Below are 22,695 nucleotides of genomic sequence, written 5' to 3' on the forward strand. Positions count from 1 at the left end.
GTATGAATCTCGATGCTGGTGTGCGTACCGCGCTGGCCACCGAAGCAGAATTAAAGCCATCTTAGAGGCGGCAAACGCGGCGATTGCGCTCAGGCAACAATGAAGGATTCTTGTCGTTCCGAAGCGATGGTAGGCAGTGGATGCTTGCCCCATTTTGAAGTCTGCCTAACACAGCATTGTTAAGACGGTGCTCGATCGCTGCATAACAATTGCGGTGCAACAGACAAAAATACTCATCAACTTGCAATGGAGAAACCTCTCATGCCTTACATTACTGTTGGTCAAGAAAACTCTGCAAATATTGATATCTACTACGAAGATCTGGGAACAGGTCAGCCGATTGTTCTGATCCATAGATTTCCATTAAACGGACATTCCTGGGAGAAGCAGGTTTTAGCTTTACTGAATGCAGGATATCGAGTCGTTACCTACGATCGCCGAGGATTTGGCAACTCCAGTCAGCCCTCATATGGCTATGACTACGATACCTTCGCCGCCGATTTGAATACACTCATGACTAAGCTTGACTTGCAAAATACTGTGCTGGTCGGTTTCTCAATGGGAACAGGTGAAGTCACACGTTATCTGGGCAAATACGGCTCAGAGCGAGTGCAGAAAGCCGTGCTGATGGCTCCGGTACCGCCCTTTCTGCTAAAAACGGACGACAATCCTGAAGGCGTTGACCAAAGCATTTTCGACGGCATCATGAAAGCGATTGTTGACGATCGTCCAGCTTATTTCTCTGCCTTTTTCAAAGAGTTCTTCAATGTTGATGTATTGCTTGGCGATCGCATCAGCAATGAGGCAATTCAAGCCAGCTGGAATGTGGCAGCAGGGGCTTCTGCTAAAGGGACTTTGGATTGCGTCCCTTCCTGGCTGACTGATTTTCGCGATGATCTACCCCGTATTGATGTACCGACTCTAATTATTCATGGAGATAGCGATCGCATTCTGCCACTGGAGTCCACCGCAGCAAGACTTCCAAAGCTGATTAAAAACAGTCAACTTGTTGTCATTCCTGGTGGGCCGCACGCCATCAACTGGACTCATGCTGATCAGATCAATCCCGTATTGCTAGGCTTTCTTCAACAGGAATAATTAGTGATCTGCTGCGTTGGGATATTGAATGAATAGTGAATAACCGGACAACATTTTTTGCAAACGGCAGTTATACAACGCGGTAAGCAAACAAGGAGCATACCCAAAAATGGTTAAAGGTAGGTTGGAAGCATTCAGTGATGGGGTAATTGCTATTATTATCACCATTATGGTGCTGGAGTTAAAAATACCTCATGAGTCAGATTTAGCTGCACTACGTCCGTTGATTCCAACCTTTCTAGGCTATGTGTTGAGTTTTGTGCATGTTGGTATCTACTGGAACAATCACCATCACCTGTTTCAGGCAGTCCGACAAGTCAATGGTTCAACGTTGTGGGCAAACCTACATTTTTTGTTCTGGTTGTCATTATTTCCCTTTGTTAACGCATGGATGGGTGAAAGTCACTTTGCTGCGCTGACTGTGGCGCTTTATGGTGTGGTTCTATTGTTGGCTGCGATCGCCTACTTCACTCTGACCCGCACACTTGTTTCTCACCACGGTCAAGATTCCACACTTGCAACTGCTCTTGGTCGAAACTTTAAAGGCAAGTCATCTGTATTGATTTATGCAGTTACAATTCCACTTGCTTTTGCAATTCCTTGGCTTGCATGTGCATTATATGCTCTGGTTGCAGTCTTGTGGCTCATTCCCGATCGTCGTATCGAAAAGGCGTTAAACTCATAAAGTTCTATGTTCGGAATGCTTGTTTGTGAAATTAAATGCATCGAGTGAGGCGGATGTCCGGGAATTGCTGCAGAAAGCGATAACTTCGTTAAGCTTCGCTAACGCGACCTATAGCAGACTCGTTAAAGAGCCACAGTGGGCTCTTTGACGGTACGAATCAGGGCAAACTCATCATTACAGTTTCAGAAGATTAGGAACTAAGAAAACCATAAGAATCTGAAAGAAGTTAAGCATTGGAATCAACACAGTTGAGATAGAACAAACTGGGAGAATCTAACATGCTCAAAGAGCAAATTGTAGACAAACAGGCAAATGTACAGGCAGCTCCCAATCTGACACCTGCTCAGGAAGCTTTACAAGCGGTCTGGGAAGAACATATCGGGCACGAGTTTGGTACTCACAGCACCGAAGATGCTCTCGCTACAATGGTTGAGGACGCTTACGTGAATCACATTCCAGTAATGACTGGGGGAGTAGGGAAACCGGCGCTGCGAGAGTTTTATTCCAAGTACTTCATTCCACAGATGCCGCCGGACATACATCTGGCTCCGGTCTCGCGCACCATCGGAACCAATCAACTCGTCGATGAAATGCTAGTTAAGTTCACTCATACCATCCAGATGGACTGGATGCTACCTGGCATTGCTCCGACAGGGAAACGGATTGAAGTAGCAGTAGTAGCGATTGTCCAGTTCCGTGATGGCAAGTTAGCCCACGAACACCTCTACTGGGATCAGGCGAGTGTATTGGTTCAACTCGGCATACTTGATCCAGTTAAACTGCCCGTTGTAGGTGTTGACAGTGCGCGCAAGATATTTGATCCGAGCTTGCCCTCAAACGCACTGATCGATCGTGAAGCGATCGCGACTAAAGGCTAACGAGTGCTTGATTCGCGTCAAGGCATTTTCGATGAATCGGGGCGAACTTAAGCGATCGCAATTTGTCCGCTTCGTGAACTCGCAACTCGCGCTCATGCACGCAGGTATCAGGGTAATACTGCCCGGACAAACCGAAACTTCACCGTCACGAGATTCGCTGCCGCTATACGTCGTAACAAAATGCGATGAGGGCTGGCAGATCGAAGGGTTGCTCAATACCCGGAAGTTAACGCTAGAACGTCAATTCTTCTGATACGACGTTGACTCCCTGAGTGCAGAGGCTCAACGTCAAGTGACCGACCTCGTTGCAGGTCTCAAAGCGAGTGGAGTAATCACTCTGATGCAAATTGATGCGAAATAACGAAATAAAACCAATCTCCATTAGGAGGACAATCATGAAGCCTCAACTCATTTTCGGAGTACTAACGATCGCTACAGGATTACTTGGAGGTTCATTCACTCATCCCGCGATCGCACACAGCATTTCTTCACAGCAAACATCACCTGTTCTGATCGCAACTGCCTACACTGACTTAACCTTACCCACCTTGCGCCAAGGCGATCGCGGCAGAGATGTGCAATTGTTACAGCGCATTCTTCAAGACAATGGCTTTTTAGGAGCCGCAGGTGTGAGGTTAGGCAATCCAAGAGGGGCGATCGTTGATGGCATCTTTGGTGCGGTCACAGCGTCTGCGGTACGCGATCTCCAGCAACGATACAGAATTCCAGTTACAGGGCGAGTCAATCCAACCACCTGGGAAGTCCTGGATATGCACGAAAACCCCTATCGATTGCCGCTTCCCTGGAAACAACAGAACATTACTCAACCACAAGCCACAGGAGATTTTTAATGAACCGAAAGATTCTTTCAACCAAAATCACAATTACAACCACAATCGCAATTCTTTTCGGCGTACTCCTACTGTCCAATTTTCCATCCTTGGCTCAAGTCAGTTCACAAGTAATTCCCAGAATCGAAGTGATCGAAAGTTCTGAAGGGATTCCACCCAGCTATCGTTTAGTCATTAGCCGATCTCAGGACAATGTTTATGTTCTCTGCCCGACTGGCTTCGAGCCACAGTTGGACTATCTGCGAAATGTGAAGGCGATTCAATGTAAGCCGTTTACCAGTCCCTAGAAGTAAAAAGTGAAGGGCAACAGCATAACAACTCACACCACTTTTTTGCTTTGAACAGAGGAGAGATTTAGATGTCAAACAACAACAAAGCCATTTTAGAAGCGGCAAATGCGGCGAACGCTGCAGGCAACTATGAAGAATTCTTGTCATTCTGCACTGACGACACGAAATGGACGTTCGTAGGGGACAAGACCCTTAACGGAAAAGAAGCTGTTCGCCAATATATGGCAGAGACATACATAGAGCCGCCAAAGTTTACGGTCGCTAACTTAATCGCTGAGGGTGATTTCGTCACTGCAGTTGGCGACATCACACTGAAGGACGCAGACGGGAAGGCGGATCATTACTCGTACTGCGATGTCTGGCGCTTTCGCGGCGGCAAGATGGTCGAATTAAAGGCTTTCGTGATCAAGACCGAGTGAGATTACTAGGGACGCGGTGCGCATGAGAGGAGTGACAATGGCTATTAAGCCAGTTGATGAAAAATTAGCATTTCATTGAGAATAATTCGATGATGCATTCAATGCTACAACGCAAGCATAATTCTGAGCATGAGGTTACACCTCAGACTGATTCTCTCCATGACTCCAACGTTAATTATGCTCTGATTGCGATCGCCCAAGAAGTTGCTGAGTTGCTGAAACAATCCTATCTAGCACAAGCTGATGAAATCGACAGCATAGAGTTAATAGTCGGACGCAATTTTGCTGATGATGATCAGCGGCTGAGGTAGGAAAGGCTGTCTAAGGAGACGTTGACTATACTCCGCTTACGGCTAGTCGGTCTGCAGCACCTTAAACACCCCGCCCACCGCACCATATTCAAAGTTTAAATGAGGTGTGTCATGCACATGTATACGCTCGCCCGCAGAACGTTTCGATACTTGATGCTCACTATCGTCGCGGTCCTCGTCAGTTCAATTGTAAGCTTTCCCCTCCTCGCCCAGCCTTCGTTCGACACGGCTCAGCTCGACACCTTCGTCAAGGAGATGATGGACGCCTACGACGTTCCCGGCGTCGGGCTCGCGGTCGTCGAAGACGGCGAAATTAGCTACGTCCGGGGTTACGGGGTCCGTGACGTGACCACTGGAGCACCCGTCACGCCCGACACCCAGTTCGCCATCGGTTCAACCACCAAGTCGTTCACGGCGCTTGGCATGATGCTGCTCGTTGAGGAGGACCTCGTGGGCCTCGACACGCCCGTCAGGACCTACCTGCCCGAGTTTAAGCTCTCCGACCCGGAGTCCACCCGCACGGCGACGGTCCGACACCTGCTCAGCCACACCACCGGCCTGGTGCGGACCGACGCCTCTACTTTCGACACGAGCGTCACCGCCGCGGACGTCATCGAGGCCGCCGCCACCACCCCGCTGGTCGGTAAACCAGGTGAAGTGTTCGTGTACAGCAACGTCAACACCATCATCGCCGGGGAGATCATCGAACGGATCACGGGAAGGTCGTGGGAAGACTTCACCCACGAGCGCATCCTCGAGCCCTTAGGCATGACCACGGCGACGCTCTCTATAGAGGAGCTTAAACGGCAGGATAACATCGCCGTGCCGCACGTACTCGACGTGCGGCACGGACTGCAAACTGCCGACTTCCTGAACTATCGGGCCGACGCCCCGGCGGGAGCGATTAACGCAAGCGCCGCCGAGATGGCCCGTTACGTGCGCTTCCAGCTCGGCGACAGTGCACCGCTCGTGTCCCAGGCGAGCCTAATGGAGATGCACAAAGGCCAGGTTGCCGCCCCTGACTTCAGCCTGCCGGGCACCGTCGCGGCCCAAGCTCAAGCGGTGGCCGCGCGCCCGGAGGATGTGCCGCCCGCGCTCGTCACGGCCGCCGAGTACGGCTTCTATTGGGGCGTTGAGCGCTTTCTGGGGGAGAAGCTGGTGCAGCACAGCGGCAACGTGGACGGCCTGACGGCTAACGTGACCCTGCTGCCCGAAAGCCGTTCGGGCGTAGTCGTCCTCGCCAACGCCGAAGGGGCCAACATCTTTATTGAGACCGTGCGCCTGCACGTTGCCCAACTCTTGCTCGGTCGCTCCAGCCCCGACGTGAACGCCATCTTGCAAGCGCAACTCAAGGTGTTAGGTCAAGACAACGCGAGCCGAAAGGCTGATCTGGCGGCGGCCCGCAACTACCAGCCCGAACCCGGCGAGTTTATGCCTTTGGTAGGCACGTATGAGAGCCTCGCGGATCCTCAGCCGACCCAGGTGAGCGTGGTTGGTGGCCGCACCCTGATGCTCGAGTCCGGCTTTCAAGCGGTCCGCTTCTCAGTAGAACTGCTTCCGCTGGGCGGAGACCGCTTTATCGCGACCTCCCAGCCGCTGACGGGTTATGTGGTCCGCTTTGTCGAGGGTGAGGGCGGGCGCACCATCGAGCTAGAAACCCTGCTCGGCGCGCAGCCGCTGGCCGTGCGGCGCGGAACAGATAATTGACCGGGTACGCGTCGGTTTGATTTTTGATGTAGAGGTTTGAAAACTGCGCGCGGAACCTAACGTTGAGGACTGAGTCGTAACGCGCTGCTGCGCTACGGCCCGTTAGTCGGCGTCGTGGGCAGCACCCTGATCTTCGCCCTCGCCCACGGCGTCAACGAGGTGTTCCCCGCGGCTCTAGTCGTTGGCCTCACCGTCGGTGAGGTGTTTCGGCGCAGCGGCTCGGTCTGGCTCGGCGTCGTCATCCACGCCGTTGTCAACCTGCCCACGGTTTTCGTGTTGGTGCTCATCAGAGCGTCCTGAACAATCAGCATCACTCGAAAGGAGTGTCTACCCATGACTCGCTTGTTTTTGAACCATCCGCCCGATTCTGATGGACGCACACACAACGCCACGCCAGCCCCGCGCGCTTGGAGGAAACCCATGCACACAGGAAAAACCTACGTCCGAAGCCTGCTCTTGCTCGGGGCACTGCTGCTTGTCCTTAGTGCCCACGGGCAGTGCGCAGCCGCGCAGCCGCCCACGCCAGAGGCGACCGCAACTGCTGCGGTTGCCACCGCCGACAAAGCGGTCACGCACGCCGAGAACGACCGCGTCCCGGAAGGCGCGGCCTGGACGCAGCACTACTTTCCGTCCTCGGACGGCTCCGACGTTGAGCTGCACGCCGATGTGCTCCTGCCCGAAGGACTGGCCGCAGGCGAGAAGGTGCCGGTGATTCTGGTGGTCGGGCCGTACTTGGGGCACTCCGGCCAAATAGCACTGGAAAACCACGCGCACACCGGCCCCTCCAACCGCTTCAATGACTTGATCGAAGGGGCCGACCTGTTCGGGCAGGGCTACGCCTTGGTGATGGTCGACCTGCGCGGCTTCGGCGGCTCCACTGGATGCATGGACTTTGCGGGGCCGGGTGCTCAGGCCGATATCAGGGCCGCAATCGACTGGGCCGCGACGCAGCCCTGGTCTACCGGTGCCGTCGGGATGTACGGCAAGTCCGCCGACGCCATCACCGGCCTGATCGGCAACAACCTCAACCACGACGCGCTCAAGGCCGTCGTCGCGCAGGAACCCATCTGGGACATATACCGCAACTTCCGCTCGAACGGCGTCCCCCGCGCGACGATTGTCAGCATCCCCAGCATCTATAACACCGCTGCCATGCTGCCCCAGATGTCGGACGACGACGAGCGTTACCGGACGAATGCCGAGTACGAGAAGACGATCCCAGGCTTATTTTGCCAATTTGACAACCTGGTCAAATACCAGATCGCCGATCCCGAGTCCGATCACTGGACGACCCGTGACCTGGCGGAGCAGGCCAAGGGCACCGACACGCCACTGTTTTCCACGCAGGGCTTCCTCGAGTGGAATAGCGAAGCCGAGGCGATGGAGGAGTTTCTCGCGAACCACCAGGGGCCGCAGCGCGGCTGGCTCGGCCCGTGGGAGCACGTGCGGGGCAACGACCGCTCTGTTATAGACGGGCGGCTGGAGATGGGCCGCGAGGGCTGGTTCGACGAGGTGATTTCCTTCTACGACCAGTACCTCAAGGGCGTCGAACCGACCGTGGCCTACCCAGCCTACGTTGTGCAGGACAGTACCGGTGCCTGGCGTGCCCAGGACACCTGGCCGGTTGTGGAGTACTCCGCCACCATCTCGCTTGGCGGCGGGTCGTATCTGGACGACGGCCTGCTCGCCGACCCCGCAGCCGAGGCTCCCAACCGCTTCTTCGTCTGGTCTGCGCCGCTTGGGCAGCCAGTTCGCATTACCGGCACTCCACGGGTATCGCTTGAGATCGAGGGCTACGGCAACGTCATGGTCGACCTCTACGACGTTGCTCCCAATGGCAGCGCCGTCATGTTCAACCAGCAGGTGGCGGTGGTGAAACCCGGCACGACAAGCTTTGAGCTGCGGTCAACAGACTGGACGCTGCCAGTCGGCCATGCGCTAGCCGTCGAGATCGGCACCATCCAGCCGGGGTTTGCGAGCGCAAACGACTGGGTCGACACGCCGTCTTACGAGACGATCATCGTCCGCGACGCGCGACTTGAACTCGCCCTAGACGACCCGGCCAATGACACACCAACGTCCGGCAACCCTGCACCGCGGCTGGATCTCTACCGGCAGCCGCCGTTCATGGAAAAGCTGTCCCCCGGCACCCCGAGCTTCACCCTGCCGACGGGAAACCGCTGACCCAAATCCTATGTTGGGTGGTGCTGTACGCACGACCCAGGGCCAATAGTTTCACGAGGAGGAATACCATGCTCGCTACAACGTATAGCCGACACTCACTCTTGACCGAGGCCATGATGCTGGCGCTCAGTGACTGCGGTCAGCCCGCCGTCATGCAGTCACTGAGCGCCACGCAGCCGCCAGCGCATGGGGATTGAAGATCTCCCCGAAACCCTGATTGTTTCGGTCACGGGTGACCCGGCTACCCCACCCTCGGGCGGCATCAGCCTCGCCAAGACGCTCGGCGGCACCTTGCTCACCGTCGAAGGCGAACAGCACGGTGCGGCCCTCGTGGCCGGGAACGCCTGCGTCGACAACATTGTCGCCGACTATCTCATCAATCTCGATCTGTCCGACGAAAGGACGACCTGCACTCTATGACCACAAGATCGCGAAGACTTAATAACACCGCAGATCAGTACTTTCATCCACTCGGCGCGGTCAACCGCGTCATCGACCTGTACAAGCCACTTCTAGAATGACGTTGAGGATAGAGCTATGGTTGAGCATAAGAACGCTAGGCTGCGACTGTTTGGGCTGCTGTGGTTGGCAGGCATGGCTGGGGTGATGACCCTGGGGTTGCTGCCTTTGCCCTTGCTCTCAGAGGGTGCCCCACCTGCCGCCGTGGTCAGGCTACTGATGCTGGTGCAGCCCACGGTTTTGCTGTCGGTAGCGGTGCTGATAGGTGTGCTCTTGGCTCACCGGTTAGGGCTAATGGCACCGGGGGCAGAGGCTTTGGCCGTTGGGCGATCGTGGCGGCAAGCTATGGTTCCTCAACTGTTGCCTGGTGTGGTGGGTGGGTTGATCAGCGGCGGACTACTGACGGCGATCGCCTTGCTGTCTCGCCCGCTGCTGCCACCAGCCTATGGGGCGGCTGAGCCCACGCCGCTGCTAGTGCGATTTCTCTACGGCGGTGTCACTGAAGAAATTCTGATCCGCTGGGGATTTATGACGCTGCTGCTATGGCTGGGCTGGCGATTTGGGCAGCAGCGCCAGGGTAAACCCCAGGCCCGGTGGGTGGTAGTTGCCATTGCCGTCTCCTCCCTGGTGTTTGCCATGGCCCACTTGCCCTATGCGATCGCCCTAGGACTGCCTTTAACCCCAGCCCTAGTGGGGTTCTTGCTGATCCAAAATTCTTTGGTTGCAGGGGTTGCGGGGTATTTATTCTGGCGCTACGGGTTAGAGACCGCCATGATCGCCCACCTGACGGTTCATGCTGTGCTGGCCCTCATAGGCTGAGTGAGGCCCGTGGCGGCACTGTGCTCACCGTCGAGGGTGAACGGCACACCGTCACTATGGAGGGCATCAGCCCCTGCGTCAATGAGATCGTTGCCGACTACCAAATCTTTGCAGCGGCGATCGCTGTGTCCTCTAGACGCCCCGGCGCCAAAACTAAGGATTTAGAAATTCCTATCGACAATCGTACTGAACGGAGAAACACCATGGATAAGCCCAAGTTTTCATCACCCTCGGCTATCGGGAATACATGCTGAATAAATTGCATTACTCGCACAATTTGGACACAGGTAGGAGTTGCAGCACTTGGACTGCCAACGATGCGGATTGAAATCGCGTGACCGCAATTGTTCCATGAGTTTCGTATCAGTGGCAGAAGGGACGGCTCCGTTAAAGTATCTACTTGAACGAAGGAGAGATTTAGATATCAGCGAACAATAAAGCTATCTTAGAAGCGGCAAACGCAGCGATTGCTGAAGGCAACTATGAAGGAGGCTTGTCGTTCTGCGCCGGCGACGTGGAGGCGACTCATTATTCTTACTACGATGTCTGGCACTTTCGCGGTAGCAAGATGGTCGAATTAAAGGCTTTCGTGATCAAAACCAAGGTAACCTTTTTAGGGAGACCAGTCGCTTTACAAGTACCTTAAGCATGGCTCAGCCGTTAGGTTAGATGGCACCTTGCCCTGTTTGATTCTATTCACCTAATTGAGATCTCTAGGCACTAGCCTGTGTCCATTGGAATCTCTTGGGTCAGTCAACGGCGTAACAGCTTGACGTGTAATAAATGCTAGTAGAGATGCTGTAAAAGCAAAGATAAGACCCATTTGATCTTGAGTAAGACTAACAACTCCAAATCCAGCTAGAAGCGCAAGAGATGCTTGAAGCAATCCTTGAAACATAACGGGTTCTTGTTGAACTCGCTTAATAATCCACATTTAGTTTTCCTCCGCTTCCAATTACTTCTATATGATTCTACTTAGCTCAAGCAGACACTTACGATGATAAAGACTACAACTAGAAACGGTATTACCCTTGCGGGTAATTTGTAGGCTCCATTCAAATCGGGCGAATGTCTAAATCTTAGAAAGACGCGGAAGTGGGATAAGCAGCGATCTAGAGTACTTAGTCTGCAGTTGTCTGAACTAAGCTACTAGCGCCACTTGCTGGTCAAAACTGTCCGAATGTCAGCCGCTTGATCCATCTCCGCAAATTCAGCGCTGGTCTATAGCCTAACCTGTGTATTAAATCGAAAACCGCTTGTCATAAGCGCACAACTGCTGCTCCCGATCACCCTCTCGCGGCGCGATGTTTTGGCTCATTTTTAGCAGCTTGATGCGCTTTAGCCTTAAATGCACCAGCTGAGGCCCTGGCTTGGCTATGACACCCTGGCTTGCCACACGACAGCACTAGACCACGCCTTAAGTACTCCAAGCGCACGCTGGTCTCACGGCCACACTCACACCAGGCACCAGCGCGAAACTCTCTAAACTCATCTCGCCACATAGACGTTACCGTCAGCAGACCAATCGGACTGACCGACTTCCAGTAGGCAAGTTTCTCCTGTAATCGTTGATCTAGGGCCGCCTTGTGCTTTTCAGCTTGCTGCTTGGCTTGGAGCGTCAGCGCCACTGGGTCTTGCTGCCGAACGGCCTCTTCCAGCGCGGATGCCGCCACTTGCATACTCCTGGCAATCTCTCTCAGGTCTTCAAGGTCATACAAACGACGAATCGCGTTAACGAGCTGATCGTCAGATACTGTACGAGACGCACTTTTCACGCTTTTCAAGCCGTAGAAACTCAATACCTGCCGCACTCGCTCACGGGACACATCCATCGCGTCGGCAATCTCGCCATTGTTCCAGCCTTGCTGGTGCAGCTCGATGTAGCGCTTATGACGTGGCAGCGCTTCTTCAATGGGCCTAACTTTACTGGGCATTGCCACGAACTCACTCTCCTCCTTTTCTACTCTTTCCGTCACAGAACCATAGCTGCTGACAACGACGCCAATTTCTGAGTAGCCGCCGTTTTATCTGCCTGGCGTGTATCTCTCATCACGAGCAGCTCGTGAGAGTTCAGGAATTGATCTGAGAGAACTGGCCGAGGGAGCTGATCTACTGATTCCTCCTACAGTGCCGGGTTAATTGTCATACGTGTAACCACCCAACTCACACACGTCGACTTTCGCATGTTTCCTGGAGGTGCCGTCTGCAAATACGGCCTTGATATTGGATACGCAGGGCGTTCCAGCCACAACCGTTATACGACGAGACTCTGTAGGCTGGAGAGGCTGATCCAGGATATTTTTTCCCCTTGTGCTTTTATTGTCAATATAGAATTCGACAATTGGAATGGCAGATTCGTTGCCCAACGTAAAGTACGAGTCTTCTGCACCATTACCAAGCGTATAACCGCCCAACTCACACACATCGACTTTCGCGTCTTTCTTGGAGGTGCCGTCTGCAAATACGGCCTTGATATTGGATACGCAAGGCGTTCCAGTCACAACCGTTATATGACGAGACTCTGTAGGCTGGAGAGGCTGATCCAGGATATTTTTTCCCCTTGTGCTTTTATTGTCAATATAGAATTCGACAATTGGAATGGCAGATTCGTTGCTCAACGTAAAGTGCGAGTCTTCTGCACTCGTTCGTGCCGAAGTGCTGCCAAAGTCCGCAGGGATTGAACAAGCAGGCGAAGACAGCGCGGCCACGGGAATTGCTAATGCCAATGCAAGTTTTGGAAGGTTCATTCTGGCACTAGAGGGTGTTTACTATACGTGTCATTTTTTCAAGATGCCATCGCACACATCGGGATGACAAACTGCTCTGGGAGCACTAGGGAGAGCCCTTGTATCAGCTGCTACAGCCGTAAATATCTAAATCTCGTAAAGCTTACAAAAATATGGCTTTGCTACTATAGGCGACTCAGTTTGTGCTTTGTGTTCTGTCTATGGTCAAGGAATGACGGTTAGTGCCGTGTCGGCAATAGAATTTCGAGACTGGCTTCAACAGCAGCCTAAGAGCTACCAGCCTTTGGAGACCTTTCGCTTCAGGCCTGTTGGTCGTCAAGAGTTGTTGACTTCCTTGCTTACGGGCTGAAGCAGTCTAGCGCAATGAACTGTCTGGCCGATGGTCGCAGTACGTAAGAAAGAGTTTCAATCCTTGTGAGCTGTAGAAGTTTAGTGCGACGGCACCCGATCGCAGATCTTCTAGATCTCCTTACCCACCAGATGTCGATGCAGGCAGTGTATCAACTGGTGGTAGCGGAGAATTGAAGCTCAAACATTAACAACGCTTATGCATTGTCTTGAAAGATATAAACTTTACCAGCAAATGAGTTCCCATTCATAAGTTTCGTTTAAGCATTCTTTTGTAAGGCATAAGCACTTATTGAAAACGCTTTGACGTTATAAGCAAACGCTTAAGCAATATCAACAAACGCTTATAGGTTCCTTTGAAGAGTATAAGCATGTATTGAAAATGCTTTGACGTTACAAGCAAACGCTTGAACGTTAGTTGTAAACCTCTCGAAGTTACAGGCAAACGTCTAAACGATAGCAGCAATTTTGAGGCAAAATCTACCAACGACAAAGCCTTTGTCGCTAACCTTTGAGCAACAGCAGCTACGGTCTAAGCACTAAGGGGAAAGCAAGACGGTTAAGAGAATTCGTTTATACGCTCGACGTCTTGCAGGATATGCTGTCAGTCTATTTGCCGATCGCGCCTCAGCAAACTAAACACCTCGCCCTGAGCTGGGGTAATCAAAATCCCCGATCGCGGGATTGGACAAGGTCATCGCATGGCCAGTGACGTTTTTCGACGGGGCGGTGGGAAGATGCGATCGAGTTCCGTCAGATCTGAGGTGGTCAGCGTCAGCTCTAGAGCCGCGCGATTTTCTTGAATATGCTCTGGATTGGTGGCTTTTGGAATGGCGATCATGCCCTCCTGATGGAGCAGCCATGCCAACGCCACCTGGGTCGGCGTAGCCCCATGACGGTCGGCGATCGCCTTGAGCTGAGAATTTTGAAACAGGCCCTTTTGCTCAGCCGGGGAATGCCCAACGGGGGAATAGGCCATGGTTGGGATATGGCGCTCGCGGCTCCAGGGCAGCAGATCCCACTCGATGCCACGGTTCATCAAGTTGTACAGCACTTGGTTGGTGACAATCTCATCGCCGCCGGGCAACCCGATCGCCTCTTCCATGTCGTTGCGATCGAAGTTGCTGACCCCGTAGCTCTGGATCTTGCCGGCCTGCTTGAGAGCTTGAAGCCCCGCCAGCGTCTCTGCCAGCGGTACTGCCCCCCGCCAGTGCAGCAGATAGAGGTCGAGGGAGTCGGTCTGAAGCCGTTTTAGGCTGCGATCGCAGGCCTCTACCACCCCCTGGCGAGTGGCATTGTGCGGATAGACTTTGCTGACCAAGAAGACTTCATCGCGCCGTCCGGCAATGGCTTCGCCCACCACCTTTTCCGCATCGCCCTCGCCGTACATCTCTGCGGTATCAATCAGCGTCATCCCCAAATCGAGGCCAAGGCGCAGCGCTGCCACCTCTGCCTGGTGCTGGGCGTGCTTTTCGCCCATTCTCCAGGTTCCCTGCCCCAATGCGGGTACCGATCGGCCTGACGGTAAGCTCACAAGTTTCATGGTCTAGATGCTCTCATTACTGGCTGCCCCACCCGACTAAACCGTTTGATCATGGCCCAATCTTGGGTAAGTTTTGACCGACGGCTCAGTCAAAACCTTTATATTTCTTGTGGGATAGCCGTCTCGGCTGTCCTGGACTGGACAGCCGAGACGGCTATCTCACTAAACCATGAGCAACCCCTTAGTCAGGCTTAAACATCACTTTGATGCACTGATCTTTCTTGTGCTTAAACATTTCAAAGCCCTGCTTTGCTTCACTCAGGGGCAGGTGATGGCTTAGCACCACTGACGGATCAACATCGCCGTTCAGCACGTGCTCCACCAGTTTGGGAATATACTTCGGACCAAACATCTGCCCCATTTTGAAGGTCAGGCCCTTGTTCATCGCTGCGCCCATCGGCATTTTGTCTACAAAGCCGCCATACACCCCCATGATGGATAGGGTGCCACCTTTGCGACAGGCCAAAATCATTTGCCGAAGTACATGGGGGCGATCGGTTTCTAAGCGTATGGCTTGTTTAGCTTTGTCATATAACCCTTCCGGTCCCTGACCGTGGGCTTCCATGCCAACCGCATCAATACAGGCGTCGGGACCCCGTCCTCCCGTCATTTCTTTGAGCGCTTCGAGCACATCGACCTTTTCGTAGTTGAGCGTCTCAGCCTTGGCAAAGTCTCTGGCGAGCTGCAGGCGCTCAGGAAAGCGATCGATGCCGATAACGCGCTCGGCGCCCAGTAGATAAGCACTTAGCATGGCAAACTGACCCACCGGGCCACAGCCCCAGACCGCAACAATATCGCCGGGTTGAATCTGGCACAGGTCTGCTCCCATATATCCGGTCGGAAAGGCGTCAGAAACAGGCAGCAGTTTTTCATCGGGAATGTCTTTGGGCACAGCGGTGGCGGTGTAATCGGCAAAGGGAATGCGGATGTACTCAGCAAAGGAACCCGCATAACCGCCAAAGGCGTGGGAGTAGCCAAAAATTCCTGCGGTGCCATGGCCATAAATTTTTTCCAACATCCAGCTGTTCGGGTTGGAGTTATCGCAGAGAGACCACTGCTGCTGGTTGCAGTGCCAGCAGTGACCACAGCCGATGATCGAAGAGACCACCGTGCGATTGCCTTTTTTTAGACGCTTCACCTCAGGTCCAACGTCGACAATTTCTCCCATAAACTCGTGCCCCATAATGTCGCCGGGTTCCATGGTGGGGATGAACCCATCGTAAATGTGTAAATCAGAACCGCAAATGGTGGTAGAGGTTACTTTGAGAATCGCATCCCGGGGGTTGAGAATGGTGGGATCGGGCACTGTTTCCACTCGCACATCTTCCGCACCGTGCCAACAAACTGCTTTCATTGTGATTAATCCTTTGAGTGAGAACGTGCCGATGGCTGACCTTCGTTTGTCGCAATTTCGCCTGCTTCCATTAGCATCTTGAAGCGGGCCAGATCGTCGCCGATTTGCTGTTCGGGTGATTCACCAAACAGCTTTGCCAGCAGGTCTCCAACGGCCCCACCCGGTGGGTTATAGGCTGTGACCACTTTGACTTCGGTGCCGCGATTACCTGGGGCGGGCTTAAATTGAACAGAGCCAGCGTTGTCAACGTCTGCTCCTGGAACCGATTTCCAGGCAATCAATTCGTTAGGGCGATCGTCAATAATTTCTGCATCCCACTCAACGGTTCCACCTAAAGGCCCTTTGGTGACCCAGTGCGATCGGCTGTCGCTGCTAACGGTCACGTCTTGAAGGTGCTTTGTAAAGCGAGGCAAATTCTCAAGGCGACGCCAAAAGCTGTAGAGTTCCGCTGCGGGTTTATCGATCGTTACTGTCTTTTCGACTTTGATGTTTTGGCTCACAATCGTTGCTTCCTACGAGTACTTTGGTCTTAAAACCACGTTGACTCTGCCATGCGCAAGTGACCACCAGAAAAATGAGATCCAGTGCGCTGGGTTTTCAAACATGTTCAACGGATGTACCAAGCACTACCTCTCTCAATGGGCCTATCTTGGACCTTTGTCTACCTAGGCACTAACCAAAAAGAGCCCGCGCTACTTTTGTGGTTGTCAGCTGATAAAAAAGTGTGTAAGTGGTTAAATCTACGAAGTAAACTTGTAAGGTTTTACTAAAGAAAACTACCTTTCTAATTCACCTATTCGGCTCGCTAGCTAAGGTTCACCAAATCAGCATTAAGGGGGCAGGTGCCCCAAGTCCTAAAACCAGTACTCACTAACGCTAGGCGCAACGGTTACCGGTATTATTTGAGCAATGTTTTGGCAGCTTCCCGGTGAACGACCCATTAAACTTTGCGGCCCTTTCCCCCACCGCCTACGCCGATACCTTGGGGCGTGAGCACTGTATGGATAGGGACATTCGAGAATTGTGGCCTCGCATCCCTCGGCTGGCTGGCCCCGCCTACACCGTTAGCTGCCCACCGGGCGATAACCTGATGCTGCACGCCGCCATTTACCGGGCCGCCCCCGGTACGGTGATAGTGGTGCAGGCGGGTGACGCCGACTACGCCATGGCGGGGGGTAATGTCTGTGCGATCGCCCAAAAACGAGGCATTGCCGGCTTTGTGGTCGATGGCGTGATTCGCGACCTGGCCGAGGTGCGCGAGGCTCAGTTTCCGGTATTTGCGCGAGGGGTGATGCCGGTGCCGGGGAAAAAGCAGCAGTTGGGCACGCTGAACCAGGCGATCGTCTGTGGGAGAGTGCGAGTCAACCCTGGAGATATTGTAGTGGCTGACGAAGAGGGGATTGTTGTGATTCCAGCGGCTCAGCAGGCGGCGGTTTGGCAAATGGCCCAGCAGCGCACCGACCAAGACGCCGCCCAATCGCTAGCGGATTGGGAAATTAACCACCGCGCCAAAGTCGAGCGGATGTTGCAGGAACTGGGTTTTGAGCCAGGGGGGTAAATTTGCCCCTACGAAACCTTTATTTCAGCGAGTGAAACAAAGGTTTCGTAGGGCATCTGCTCAATGCGATCGCTCAGTCCCGTCGGGTAGCAATCCTGACAGGTTTTTTTGTGCAAACTATTTATAGATTCTAAGCTTGAGCTCAACGTCACCTACTGAAAGATAGGTTTAAAAGGTAAAAAATATCAGCCCATAGCTGTCTTCTACAACACAAAAAGTATTCAACTATTGACGGTAACACCTCAGGGAAAAGACTGTGGCTGCCTATCCAAGGGCTTATGCCATAGCTCAAAAAGTTATTTTCAAAATATCAAAGGTAGACTATGAAATCACATTTATTTACTAAGACCGTTGGCCTCTGTGCGATCGCACTGGTTGGGTTGGTGAGCTGCGGCGATCGCTCCAATACTGCTCAAACCGACACCGTTACCCCTGGGGAAACCGTTACTCAGACCGACGCCCCCGGCACCCAAACGGTGGATATCGGCGACGCCGCTGACCAAGTAGAAGACGTCCTCGACACTGATGAAACTCTCAAGCCATTTGATTTAGATGCTGAAGGGGAAGACAACACCATCTTGATCGAAGGCACCGTTGACGACGCCACTCAGACGATCCTAGCCGAAGATGTGGCTAGACAAATAGCCCCAGACTTTACCATTGTCAACCGCGTCAAAGTTAAAAGCTAAGTTGTAATCTCGCTGGTTAGCACCTTAGGAAAACCCCCAAAAAAGTTCAAATGGTTGAACGTTTCTTTGAGGAATGCCTCAACCAACTGGCTACAGTTATAGGTGCAAGACCCGGTGTTACAGTCTTGATTTATGCCTGTGAGAGGAAAGCTATGTCACAGCTTCCCCCCCCCGCCCCCCAATTCTAGGGGGATCTGAAGCTCCCAAAGTTGGGGGTTTGGGGGCCAAAGCTCATACTTGTCCTCTCCTCTAAGGTGCTGCCCCATTACAGGGAAGCAGCTTGAAACAGGGTTAACCCCAGCAGACCGACTAACCCCAGCAAACTGGGCAGGGTGACAAACAAAAGGTTGCGGGCGTCATTGTGCGATCGCTGTGGATCTTGAAGCAGCCTAGAGTCATTCATGGTTATAGACACCAATTAGTAAACGGTACAGCCGTCAAACGGGATGCCCCAGTCTTGCCCCAGGCTGGGGTGCAAAAAGCCCTACTTCTTCAAAATTCGGTGGAGAATTTCTTGCTTGAGCTGAATTAACTCTGGGTTGGCCAAGTCGCGGGGGCGGGGCAAGTTAACTGCCACATCTAGTTCAATGCGACCGTTTTGGATCACAACGACGCGATCGGCTAGCACCACTGCCTCTTCAACATCGTGGGTGACCAGCAGGGCAGTAAACTGCTGCTCTTGCCACAGGGCTTCAATAAGCCGCTGCATGTCGATGCGAGTGAGAGCATCGAGGGCACCCAGGGGTTCGTCGAGCAGCAAAAGATGGGGCTGCGTCACCAGGGCTCGCGCCAGGGCCACCCGCTGCTTTTGCCCCCCAGAGAGCACCGTAGTCCAGTCTTTAGCGCGGCTGTCTAGACCCACTTGCTGCAAAGCCCAGTGGCTACGAGGGCGCGCCTGTGAATTCAGACCCAGAGAGACGTTCTCTAAAACATTGCACCAGGGCAGCAGCCGCGCATCTTGAAACATCACCCGCGCCTTGCCGTTGAGCCCAGCCAAACGCTGGCCATCAAGCTTGATCTCACCGTGAGAAGGATCTTCTAACCCAGCCAGCAACCGCAGCAGCGTGCTCTTGCCGCAGCCACTTTTGCCGACAATGGCGACAAATTCCCCCGGCGAAATCTCTAGGGAAAAGCGATCGAGCACTGTCAGGTCACCAAAGGCTTTGGTCAAATTGTTGATCCAAATGTGGCTACCGTAAGTGATTTGGGAGTGGGTTGAGGAAGTTTGGGTGTAGGTCATGAGGGGGAGTGGGGGTAGGGGGTGGCGGGTAGGCGGGTAGGGAGTGGATGGGTGGATGAGTAGATGGGTAGGGAGTAGGGGGGTGTAGGAGTAGGGGGCTTGCACTTGAGCGATAAATTAATTCATGCACCCATCCACCCTCCTACCCATCCACCCTCCCACCCGCCTACTTCAAGTTCTGACTAGGGTGCCAGGCGATGGTGATCTTCTCTAGCCAGCGCACGGAGGAGTCGGCGAGTTTGCCTAGTAGGGCGTAGAGCAAAATGGCGACTACCACCACATCGGTCTGCATGAATTCGCGGGCGTTCATAGCCATGTAGCCAATGCCGGAGCTGGCGGCGATGGTTTCGGCGACAATTAGGGTGAGCCACATGTTGCCGAGGGCGTAGCGCAGGCCCACCAGCATGCTGGGCAAGGCGCCGGGCAAAATAATTTGCGAAAACAGTTGGCGGCGGTTGAGGCCATAGACGCGGCCCATTTCAATCAGGCCGGGGTCGATGGCGCGAATGCCGTAGAAGGTGTTGACGTAGATGGGAAACAGCACCCCCAGGGCCACCAAAAAAATGCGGGCTTCGTCGCCGATGCCAAACCACAAAATCACCAGGGGAATCATCGCCAGGTGGGGGATGTTGCGAATCATTTGAATGGAGCTATCAGCAAGCAGCTCTGCGGGGCGAGAGACGCCGTTCAAAACGCCAAAAAAGAGGCCAATGCTGCCGCCGATTAAGAACCCCACCACGGCCCGCCAGGCGCTAATAGTCACATGCTTAAGCAGTTCGCCGCTGAGGGTGAGGCGAATGGCCGCCTGCACCACCTCGGTCGGGGCGGGCAAAATGCGGCTGTTGATCAACCCGATCTGGGCCAAGACTTGCCACAGCAGAATTAGGGCGATGGGCACCACCCAGGGAATGATGTTATCCCAGGGAACCCGGGCGAGCAGATCAGAAGGTGTATCTCTACGGTGGATGGTTTGCATGGTTCAAGCGTTGTCAGAGTATGAGTAACAACCGGGGCCGGAAAATGCGGTGTTTATACCCACTAGCGTTGGGTATAGGTTTCTAACCCTGCTGTGGCGGGGCAAAGAACTTCACTGACCTCTAGTTCTTTAGGGATGGCTTTTTGGGAGTACATCCAGTCGGCACGGTCCTGTAGGTCGGTTAGCACTTGGTCAGTAAGGGGATGGATCGTTTCAACCTGCTTGCGAGTGCCGAGCTGGTTGACGACGGGAAGTGCGAGGTCTGTCGATGCGCCAAAGGCCTTGGCAGCTTCTTCGGGGTTGTTGGCGGCCCAGTCGGCCTCTTTGACAATTTCGGCAAACGTGGCCTCAACTACCGCAGGCTTTTGGGCCAGGGTGTTTTGGTGCACCACGTAGAGGCCGTAATGGGATGCGGCTTCGCCGGAGGCGATGGGGCGCAGGTCATGCTCGACTTCGGCGATCGCCACGTTGGGCTCCCACACTGACCAGGCATCAACATGACCCTGGGTGACGGCGGGTAGGGCATCGGTGGGGCCGAGGTAGACCCGCTCGACCTGTTCCACAGGAACGTTGGCATCGGTCAGAACTCGCAGCAAAAGGTGCTCGCCCCAGCCACCGCGATTGACCGCAACTTTTTTGCCCACTAGATCTTGAGGCGACTGAATGGGCGAGTCGGCAGCGACCAGGATGGCTTCAGCTTCGGGAATGGGAACCTGGTAGGCCAGCACACAGACGGGGGTACCCCCTACCAATCCCGAAATGCCGGGGATATCGCCTCCGGCGCTGATGTCTACAGAGTTGGCATTAAAGGCTTCTAACACCGGGGCAAAGGCGGGAAATGGCCCCACCCATTCCACCTGAATGTTTTGCTTGGCGAGTTCTGCTTCTAGCACGCCCCGTTGGCGAATGATGGGTAACAGCCCCCAGCGCACGTAGCCAATGCGAATGGTCTCAGGGGCGGCATTGCTTGGGGCGGCGGCAGATTCGGCAGTGGAGGCTAAGGGCTGAGTGGCGTTGTCGGTCGAGGCCGCACATCCCCCGATCGCCAGTCCTGCTACGACGACAGCGGCCAGGGTTTTGAAGGTCGATTTTTGCAGCCAAACGGTCGGTCGGTAATAGCGGGTCATACTGAAACTCCTGGGGTATAAAACTCTGGAGCAAACAATTCTGAAGCAGACAACTCGGCACCCGATGCCCTGGGCAAGGCCAGGTGATCGCGCAGGGTGTTGCCGCTGTAGGTCTGGCGAAATAGCCCCCGCCGCTGCAGCTCAGGCACGACCGTTTCTACAAAGTCGGTGAAGGCCCCGGGCAAGTAGGCGGGGGAGATCATAAACCCGTCGCAGGCATCGGCTTGAAAGAAGGCTTCGAGCTGGTCGGCAATTTGGGTGGGGGTGCCTACGATTTGGGGAATGAGGACGCTGGCCCCGTAGCGTTGGCCAATCTCAGCCAGGGTGGTGCCTTCGGCGCTGAGGTGCTGTACTAAATCCCAAATGCCGCGCATGCCCTGGATATCTAACTCTTCTAAGGGCTGGTCGAGGGGATGCTGGGAAAAGTCGTAGTTGAGGTGGTTAGAGAGGGTCGAGAGACCTACCAGGGGGTTGACCAGGTTGTTGTGTTCAGCTTGCTTTTGACGAGCGATCGCCTCGGTTTCGCCTACAAAGGGCATCACCCCCAGCAAGATTTTGCACTGCTCAGGCGAGCGCCCCCTGGCCTGCACGCGCCCCTTAAGATCGCTGTAGAACTGCTGCGCCTGGGACAGGGTGGGCTGAATAGCAAACACCACCTCGGCCCAGCGGGCGGCAAACTCGCGCCCCCGGCCCGACGCCCCGGCCTGGATTAGCACCGGCTTGCCCTGGGGGCCAGACGGCACATTGAGCGGCCCCCGTGACTGAAACCATTGGCCCTGATGGTGGATGTAATTCACCTTGTCGGGGTCGGCTAAGATGCCCCGCTCCCGGTCGAGCACCAGGGCGTCGGGCTGCCAGCTTTCCCACAGTTGGCAGGCTACGTCTAGAAACTCATCGGCGCGATCGTAGCGCTGGTCGTGCTCTAGGTGGGTTTTGACCCCAAAGTTTTGGGCCTCGCCATCGTTCACCGAGGTAACGATATTCCAGGCGACGCGGCCATGGGTAAGGTGGTCGAGGGTGGCAAAGCTGCGGGCCACGCTGTAGGGATGGGCGTAGGTGGTGGAAACGGTGGCCCCCAGTCCCAGGTTCTGGGTGGTAAGGGCGATCGCCGCCAGCAGCGGCACAGGATCTAGCCGCACGGCATCTTGGTCGCCGTAGCGCACCCCCACCTCAAAGCTGTGGCCGTAGCTCTCAGACACCGCCAGCCGATCGGCAAAAAACAGCAGGTCAAACTTGCCCCGCTCCAACACCTGGGCGATTTGCTGATACGCCTCGGGCCGCAAAAAGTCGAAGCGCGACCGAGGGTGCCGCCATAGCGCGTGGCTGTGGGCCACAGGCCCCGCAATCATAAATGCCGCTAGATGGAGTTGGCGCATGGGCTTTGGTCTGCTAAATCCTGCTGAGTCCTGATC

25 protein-coding genes are annotated in these 22,695 nt (G+C 54.3%); 15 read left to right on the forward strand and 10 right to left on the reverse strand.

Annotated elements, in window-relative coordinates; translation table 11 throughout:
- Nucleotides 1-261: 261 nt before the first annotated feature.
- The 13 genes from NC979_RS10215 to NC979_RS10275 all read left to right on the forward strand — a co-directional run bounded on the left by NC979_RS10215 (nt 262) and on the right by NC979_RS10275 (nt 9,955).
- Nucleotides 262-1,098: an alpha/beta fold hydrolase gene (locus tag NC979_RS10215; protein ID WP_190520311.1), complete on the forward strand. Its 837-nt coding sequence runs from the start codon at nt 262-264 to the stop codon at nt 1,096-1,098.
- Nucleotides 1,099-1,207: 109 nt separating this feature from the next.
- Nucleotides 1,208-1,783 (forward strand): TMEM175 family protein, encoded by a 576-nt coding sequence (locus NC979_RS10220; RefSeq protein WP_190520313.1) that lies wholly within the window; start codon nt 1,208-1,210, stop codon nt 1,781-1,783.
- 278 nt (nt 1,784-2,061) lie between these two features.
- Entirely contained in the window at nt 2,062-2,661 is a 600-nt protein-coding gene (locus NC979_RS10225) for an ester cyclase (protein ID WP_190520314.1), read from the forward strand.
- Between the two features lie 395 nt (nt 2,662-3,056).
- Nucleotides 3,057-3,512, forward strand: a complete 456-nt coding sequence (locus NC979_RS10230; RefSeq protein ID WP_190520317.1) for a peptidoglycan-binding domain-containing protein — start codon at nt 3,057-3,059, stop codon at nt 3,510-3,512.
- A 358-nt stretch (nt 3,513-3,870) separates the two neighbouring features.
- Entirely contained in the window at nt 3,871-4,221 is a 351-nt protein-coding gene (locus tag NC979_RS10235; RefSeq protein WP_190520318.1) for a nuclear transport factor 2 family protein, read from the forward strand.
- An 89-nt stretch (nt 4,222-4,310) separates the two neighbouring features.
- A complete protein-coding gene (locus tag NC979_RS10240) occupies nt 4,311-4,532 on the forward strand; it encodes a hypothetical protein (protein ID WP_190520320.1) in 222 nt (73 codons plus the stop codon).
- A gap of 117 nt (nt 4,533-4,649) precedes the next feature.
- Entirely contained in the window at nt 4,650-6,239 is a 1,590-nt protein-coding gene (locus NC979_RS10245; protein ID WP_190520323.1) for a serine hydrolase domain-containing protein, read from the forward strand.
- 87 nt (nt 6,240-6,326) lie between these two features.
- Nucleotides 6,327-6,539, forward strand: coding sequence for a CPBP family glutamic-type intramembrane protease (locus NC979_RS10250; protein WP_255524841.1), 213 nt, complete (start codon nt 6,327-6,329; stop codon nt 6,537-6,539).
- A gap of 120 nt (nt 6,540-6,659) precedes the next feature.
- Nucleotides 6,660-8,423 carry a CocE/NonD family hydrolase gene (locus NC979_RS10255; RefSeq protein WP_190520325.1) on the forward strand — a complete coding sequence of 588 codons (1,764 nt, stop codon included), beginning with the start codon at nt 6,660-6,662 and terminating at the stop codon, nt 8,421-8,423.
- A gap of 68 nt (nt 8,424-8,491) precedes the next feature.
- The gene (locus NC979_RS10260; protein ID WP_255524837.1) at nt 8,492-8,620 is read left to right on the forward strand and encodes a hypothetical protein; all 129 of its coding nucleotides are present in this window, start codon (nt 8,492-8,494) and stop codon (nt 8,618-8,620) included.
- Entirely contained in the window at nt 8,610-8,843 is a 234-nt protein-coding gene (locus tag NC979_RS10265) for an alpha/beta hydrolase (protein WP_190520327.1), read from the forward strand. The genes NC979_RS10260 and NC979_RS10265 overlap by 11 nt, the downstream gene beginning before the upstream one ends.
- 117 nt (nt 8,844-8,960) lie before the next feature.
- A complete protein-coding gene (locus tag NC979_RS10270) occupies nt 8,961-9,701 on the forward strand; it encodes a CPBP family intramembrane glutamic endopeptidase (RefSeq protein WP_190520329.1) in 741 nt (246 codons plus the stop codon).
- Nucleotides 9,702-9,721: 20 nt separating this feature from the next.
- Nucleotides 9,722-9,955 (forward strand): hypothetical protein, encoded by a 234-nt coding sequence (locus NC979_RS10275; protein WP_190520331.1) that lies wholly within the window; start codon nt 9,722-9,724, stop codon nt 9,953-9,955.
- Between the two features lie 1,032 nt (nt 9,956-10,987).
- Here NC979_RS10275 and NC979_RS10280 read toward each other — a convergent pair.
- The 5 genes from NC979_RS10280 to NC979_RS10300 all read right to left on the reverse strand — a co-directional run bounded on the left by NC979_RS10280 (nt 10,988) and on the right by NC979_RS10300 (nt 16,193).
- Nucleotides 10,988-11,635: a hypothetical protein gene (locus NC979_RS10280; RefSeq protein WP_206755261.1), complete on the reverse strand. Its 648-nt coding sequence runs from the start codon at nt 11,633-11,635 to the stop codon at nt 10,988-10,990.
- A gap of 201 nt (nt 11,636-11,836) precedes the next feature.
- Nucleotides 11,837-12,448 carry a hypothetical protein gene (locus tag NC979_RS10285; RefSeq protein ID WP_190520335.1) on the reverse strand — a complete coding sequence of 204 codons (612 nt, stop codon included), beginning with the start codon at nt 12,446-12,448 and terminating at the stop codon, nt 11,837-11,839.
- A 1,042-nt stretch (nt 12,449-13,490) separates the two neighbouring features.
- Nucleotides 13,491-14,339 carry an aldo/keto reductase gene (locus NC979_RS10290; RefSeq protein WP_190520338.1) on the reverse strand — a complete coding sequence of 283 codons (849 nt, stop codon included), beginning with the start codon at nt 14,337-14,339 and terminating at the stop codon, nt 13,491-13,493.
- 181 nt (nt 14,340-14,520) lie between these two features.
- Nucleotides 14,521-15,693, reverse strand: coding sequence for a zinc-dependent alcohol dehydrogenase (locus NC979_RS10295; RefSeq protein ID WP_190520340.1), 1,173 nt, complete (start codon nt 15,691-15,693; stop codon nt 14,521-14,523).
- A 5-nt stretch (nt 15,694-15,698) separates the two neighbouring features.
- Nucleotides 15,699-16,193, reverse strand: a complete 495-nt coding sequence (locus NC979_RS10300; RefSeq protein ID WP_190520342.1) for an SRPBCC family protein — start codon at nt 16,191-16,193, stop codon at nt 15,699-15,701.
- Between the two features lie 428 nt (nt 16,194-16,621).
- Here NC979_RS10300 and NC979_RS10305 point away from each other — a divergent pair, with 428 nt between their 5' ends.
- Nucleotides 16,622-17,251 carry an RraA family protein gene (locus NC979_RS10305; RefSeq protein ID WP_347403945.1) on the forward strand — a complete coding sequence of 210 codons (630 nt, stop codon included), beginning with the start codon at nt 16,622-16,624 and terminating at the stop codon, nt 17,249-17,251.
- Between the two features lie 323 nt (nt 17,252-17,574).
- Nucleotides 17,575-17,940 carry a BON domain-containing protein gene (locus NC979_RS10310; protein ID WP_190520345.1) on the forward strand — a complete coding sequence of 122 codons (366 nt, stop codon included), beginning with the start codon at nt 17,575-17,577 and terminating at the stop codon, nt 17,938-17,940.
- 265 nt (nt 17,941-18,205) lie between these two features.
- On the opposite strand, the gene NC979_RS10315 is transcribed toward NC979_RS10310, so the two are convergent.
- The 5 genes from NC979_RS10315 to NC979_RS10335 form a co-directional block, all read right to left on the reverse strand.
- Nucleotides 18,206-18,343 (reverse strand): hypothetical protein, encoded by a 138-nt coding sequence (locus tag NC979_RS10315; protein WP_190520347.1) that lies wholly within the window; start codon nt 18,341-18,343, stop codon nt 18,206-18,208.
- 81 nt (nt 18,344-18,424) lie between these two features.
- A complete protein-coding gene (locus tag NC979_RS10320; protein ID WP_190520349.1) occupies nt 18,425-19,180 on the reverse strand; it encodes an ABC transporter ATP-binding protein in 756 nt (251 codons plus the stop codon).
- 166 nt (nt 19,181-19,346) lie between these two features.
- Complete coding sequence (ssuC, locus tag NC979_RS10325) at nt 19,347-20,156, reverse strand: aliphatic sulfonate ABC transporter permease SsuC (protein ID WP_190520351.1); 810 nt, start codon at nt 20,154-20,156, stop codon at nt 19,347-19,349.
- A gap of 62 nt (nt 20,157-20,218) precedes the next feature.
- On the reverse strand, nt 20,219-21,283 hold the full coding sequence (locus NC979_RS10330; RefSeq protein ID WP_190520353.1) for an aliphatic sulfonate ABC transporter substrate-binding protein: 1,065 nt from the start codon (nt 21,281-21,283) through the stop codon (nt 20,219-20,221).
- Nucleotides 21,280-22,659 carry an LLM class flavin-dependent oxidoreductase gene (locus NC979_RS10335; RefSeq protein WP_190520355.1) on the reverse strand — a complete coding sequence of 460 codons (1,380 nt, stop codon included), beginning with the start codon at nt 22,657-22,659 and terminating at the stop codon, nt 21,280-21,282. Before NC979_RS10335 ends, NC979_RS10330 begins: the two co-directional genes overlap by 4 nt.
- Between the last annotated feature and the right edge of the window lie 36 nt (nt 22,660-22,695).

Source organism: Leptolyngbya subtilissima AS-A7 (genome assembly GCF_039962255.1).
Lineage (GTDB): Bacteria > Cyanobacteriota > Cyanobacteriia > Phormidesmidales > Phormidesmidaceae > Nodosilinea.

What these genes read in the sequence shown, in the direction of transcription:
- NC979_RS10215 (WP_190520311.1), top strand. Translation starts at nt 262, where the DNA reads ATGCCTTACATTACTGTTGGTCAAGAAAACTCTGCAAATATTGATATC.
- NC979_RS10220 (WP_190520313.1), top strand. Translation starts at nt 1,208, where the DNA reads ATGGTTAAAGGTAGGTTGGAAGCATTCAGTGATGGGGTAATTGCTATT.
- NC979_RS10225 (WP_190520314.1), top strand. Translation starts at nt 2,062, where the DNA reads ATGCTCAAAGAGCAAATTGTAGACAAACAGGCAAATGTACAGGCAGCT.
- NC979_RS10230 (WP_190520317.1), top strand. Translation starts at nt 3,057, where the DNA reads ATGAAGCCTCAACTCATTTTCGGAGTACTAACGATCGCTACAGGATTA.
- NC979_RS10235 (WP_190520318.1), top strand. Translation starts at nt 3,871, where the DNA reads ATGTCAAACAACAACAAAGCCATTTTAGAAGCGGCAAATGCGGCGAAC.
- NC979_RS10240 (WP_190520320.1), top strand. Translation starts at nt 4,311, where the DNA reads ATGATGCATTCAATGCTACAACGCAAGCATAATTCTGAGCATGAGGTT.
- NC979_RS10245 (WP_190520323.1), top strand. Translation starts at nt 4,650, where the DNA reads ATGTATACGCTCGCCCGCAGAACGTTTCGATACTTGATGCTCACTATC.
- NC979_RS10255 (WP_190520325.1), top strand. Translation starts at nt 6,660, where the DNA reads ATGCACACAGGAAAAACCTACGTCCGAAGCCTGCTCTTGCTCGGGGCA.
- NC979_RS10260 (WP_255524837.1), top strand. Translation starts at nt 8,492, where the DNA reads ATGCTCGCTACAACGTATAGCCGACACTCACTCTTGACCGAGGCCATG.
- NC979_RS10265 (WP_190520327.1), top strand. Translation starts at nt 8,610, where the DNA reads ATGGGGATTGAAGATCTCCCCGAAACCCTGATTGTTTCGGTCACGGGT.
- NC979_RS10270 (WP_190520329.1), top strand. Translation starts at nt 8,961, where the DNA reads ATGGTTGAGCATAAGAACGCTAGGCTGCGACTGTTTGGGCTGCTGTGG.
- NC979_RS10280 (WP_206755261.1), bottom strand. Translation starts at nt 11,635, where the DNA reads ATGCCCAGTAAAGTTAGGCCCATTGAAGAAGCGCTGCCACGTCATAAG.
- NC979_RS10285 (WP_190520335.1), bottom strand. Translation starts at nt 12,448, where the DNA reads ATGAACCTTCCAAAACTTGCATTGGCATTAGCAATTCCCGTGGCCGCG.
- NC979_RS10290 (WP_190520338.1), bottom strand. Translation starts at nt 14,339, where the DNA reads ATGAAACTTGTGAGCTTACCGTCAGGCCGATCGGTACCCGCATTGGGG.
- NC979_RS10295 (WP_190520340.1), bottom strand. Translation starts at nt 15,693, where the DNA reads ATGAAAGCAGTTTGTTGGCACGGTGCGGAAGATGTGCGAGTGGAAACA.
- NC979_RS10310 (WP_190520345.1), top strand. Translation starts at nt 17,575, where the DNA reads ATGAAATCACATTTATTTACTAAGACCGTTGGCCTCTGTGCGATCGCA.
- NC979_RS10315 (WP_190520347.1), bottom strand. Translation starts at nt 18,343, where the DNA reads ATGAATGACTCTAGGCTGCTTCAAGATCCACAGCGATCGCACAATGAC.
- NC979_RS10320 (WP_190520349.1), bottom strand. Translation starts at nt 19,180, where the DNA reads ATGACCTACACCCAAACTTCCTCAACCCACTCCCAAATCACTTACGGT.
- ssuC (WP_190520351.1), bottom strand. Translation starts at nt 20,156, where the DNA reads ATGCAAACCATCCACCGTAGAGATACACCTTCTGATCTGCTCGCCCGG.
- NC979_RS10330 (WP_190520353.1), bottom strand. Translation starts at nt 21,283, where the DNA reads ATGACCCGCTATTACCGACCGACCGTTTGGCTGCAAAAATCGACCTTC.
- NC979_RS10335 (WP_190520355.1), bottom strand. Translation starts at nt 22,659, where the DNA reads ATGCGCCAACTCCATCTAGCGGCATTTATGATTGCGGGGCCTGTGGCC.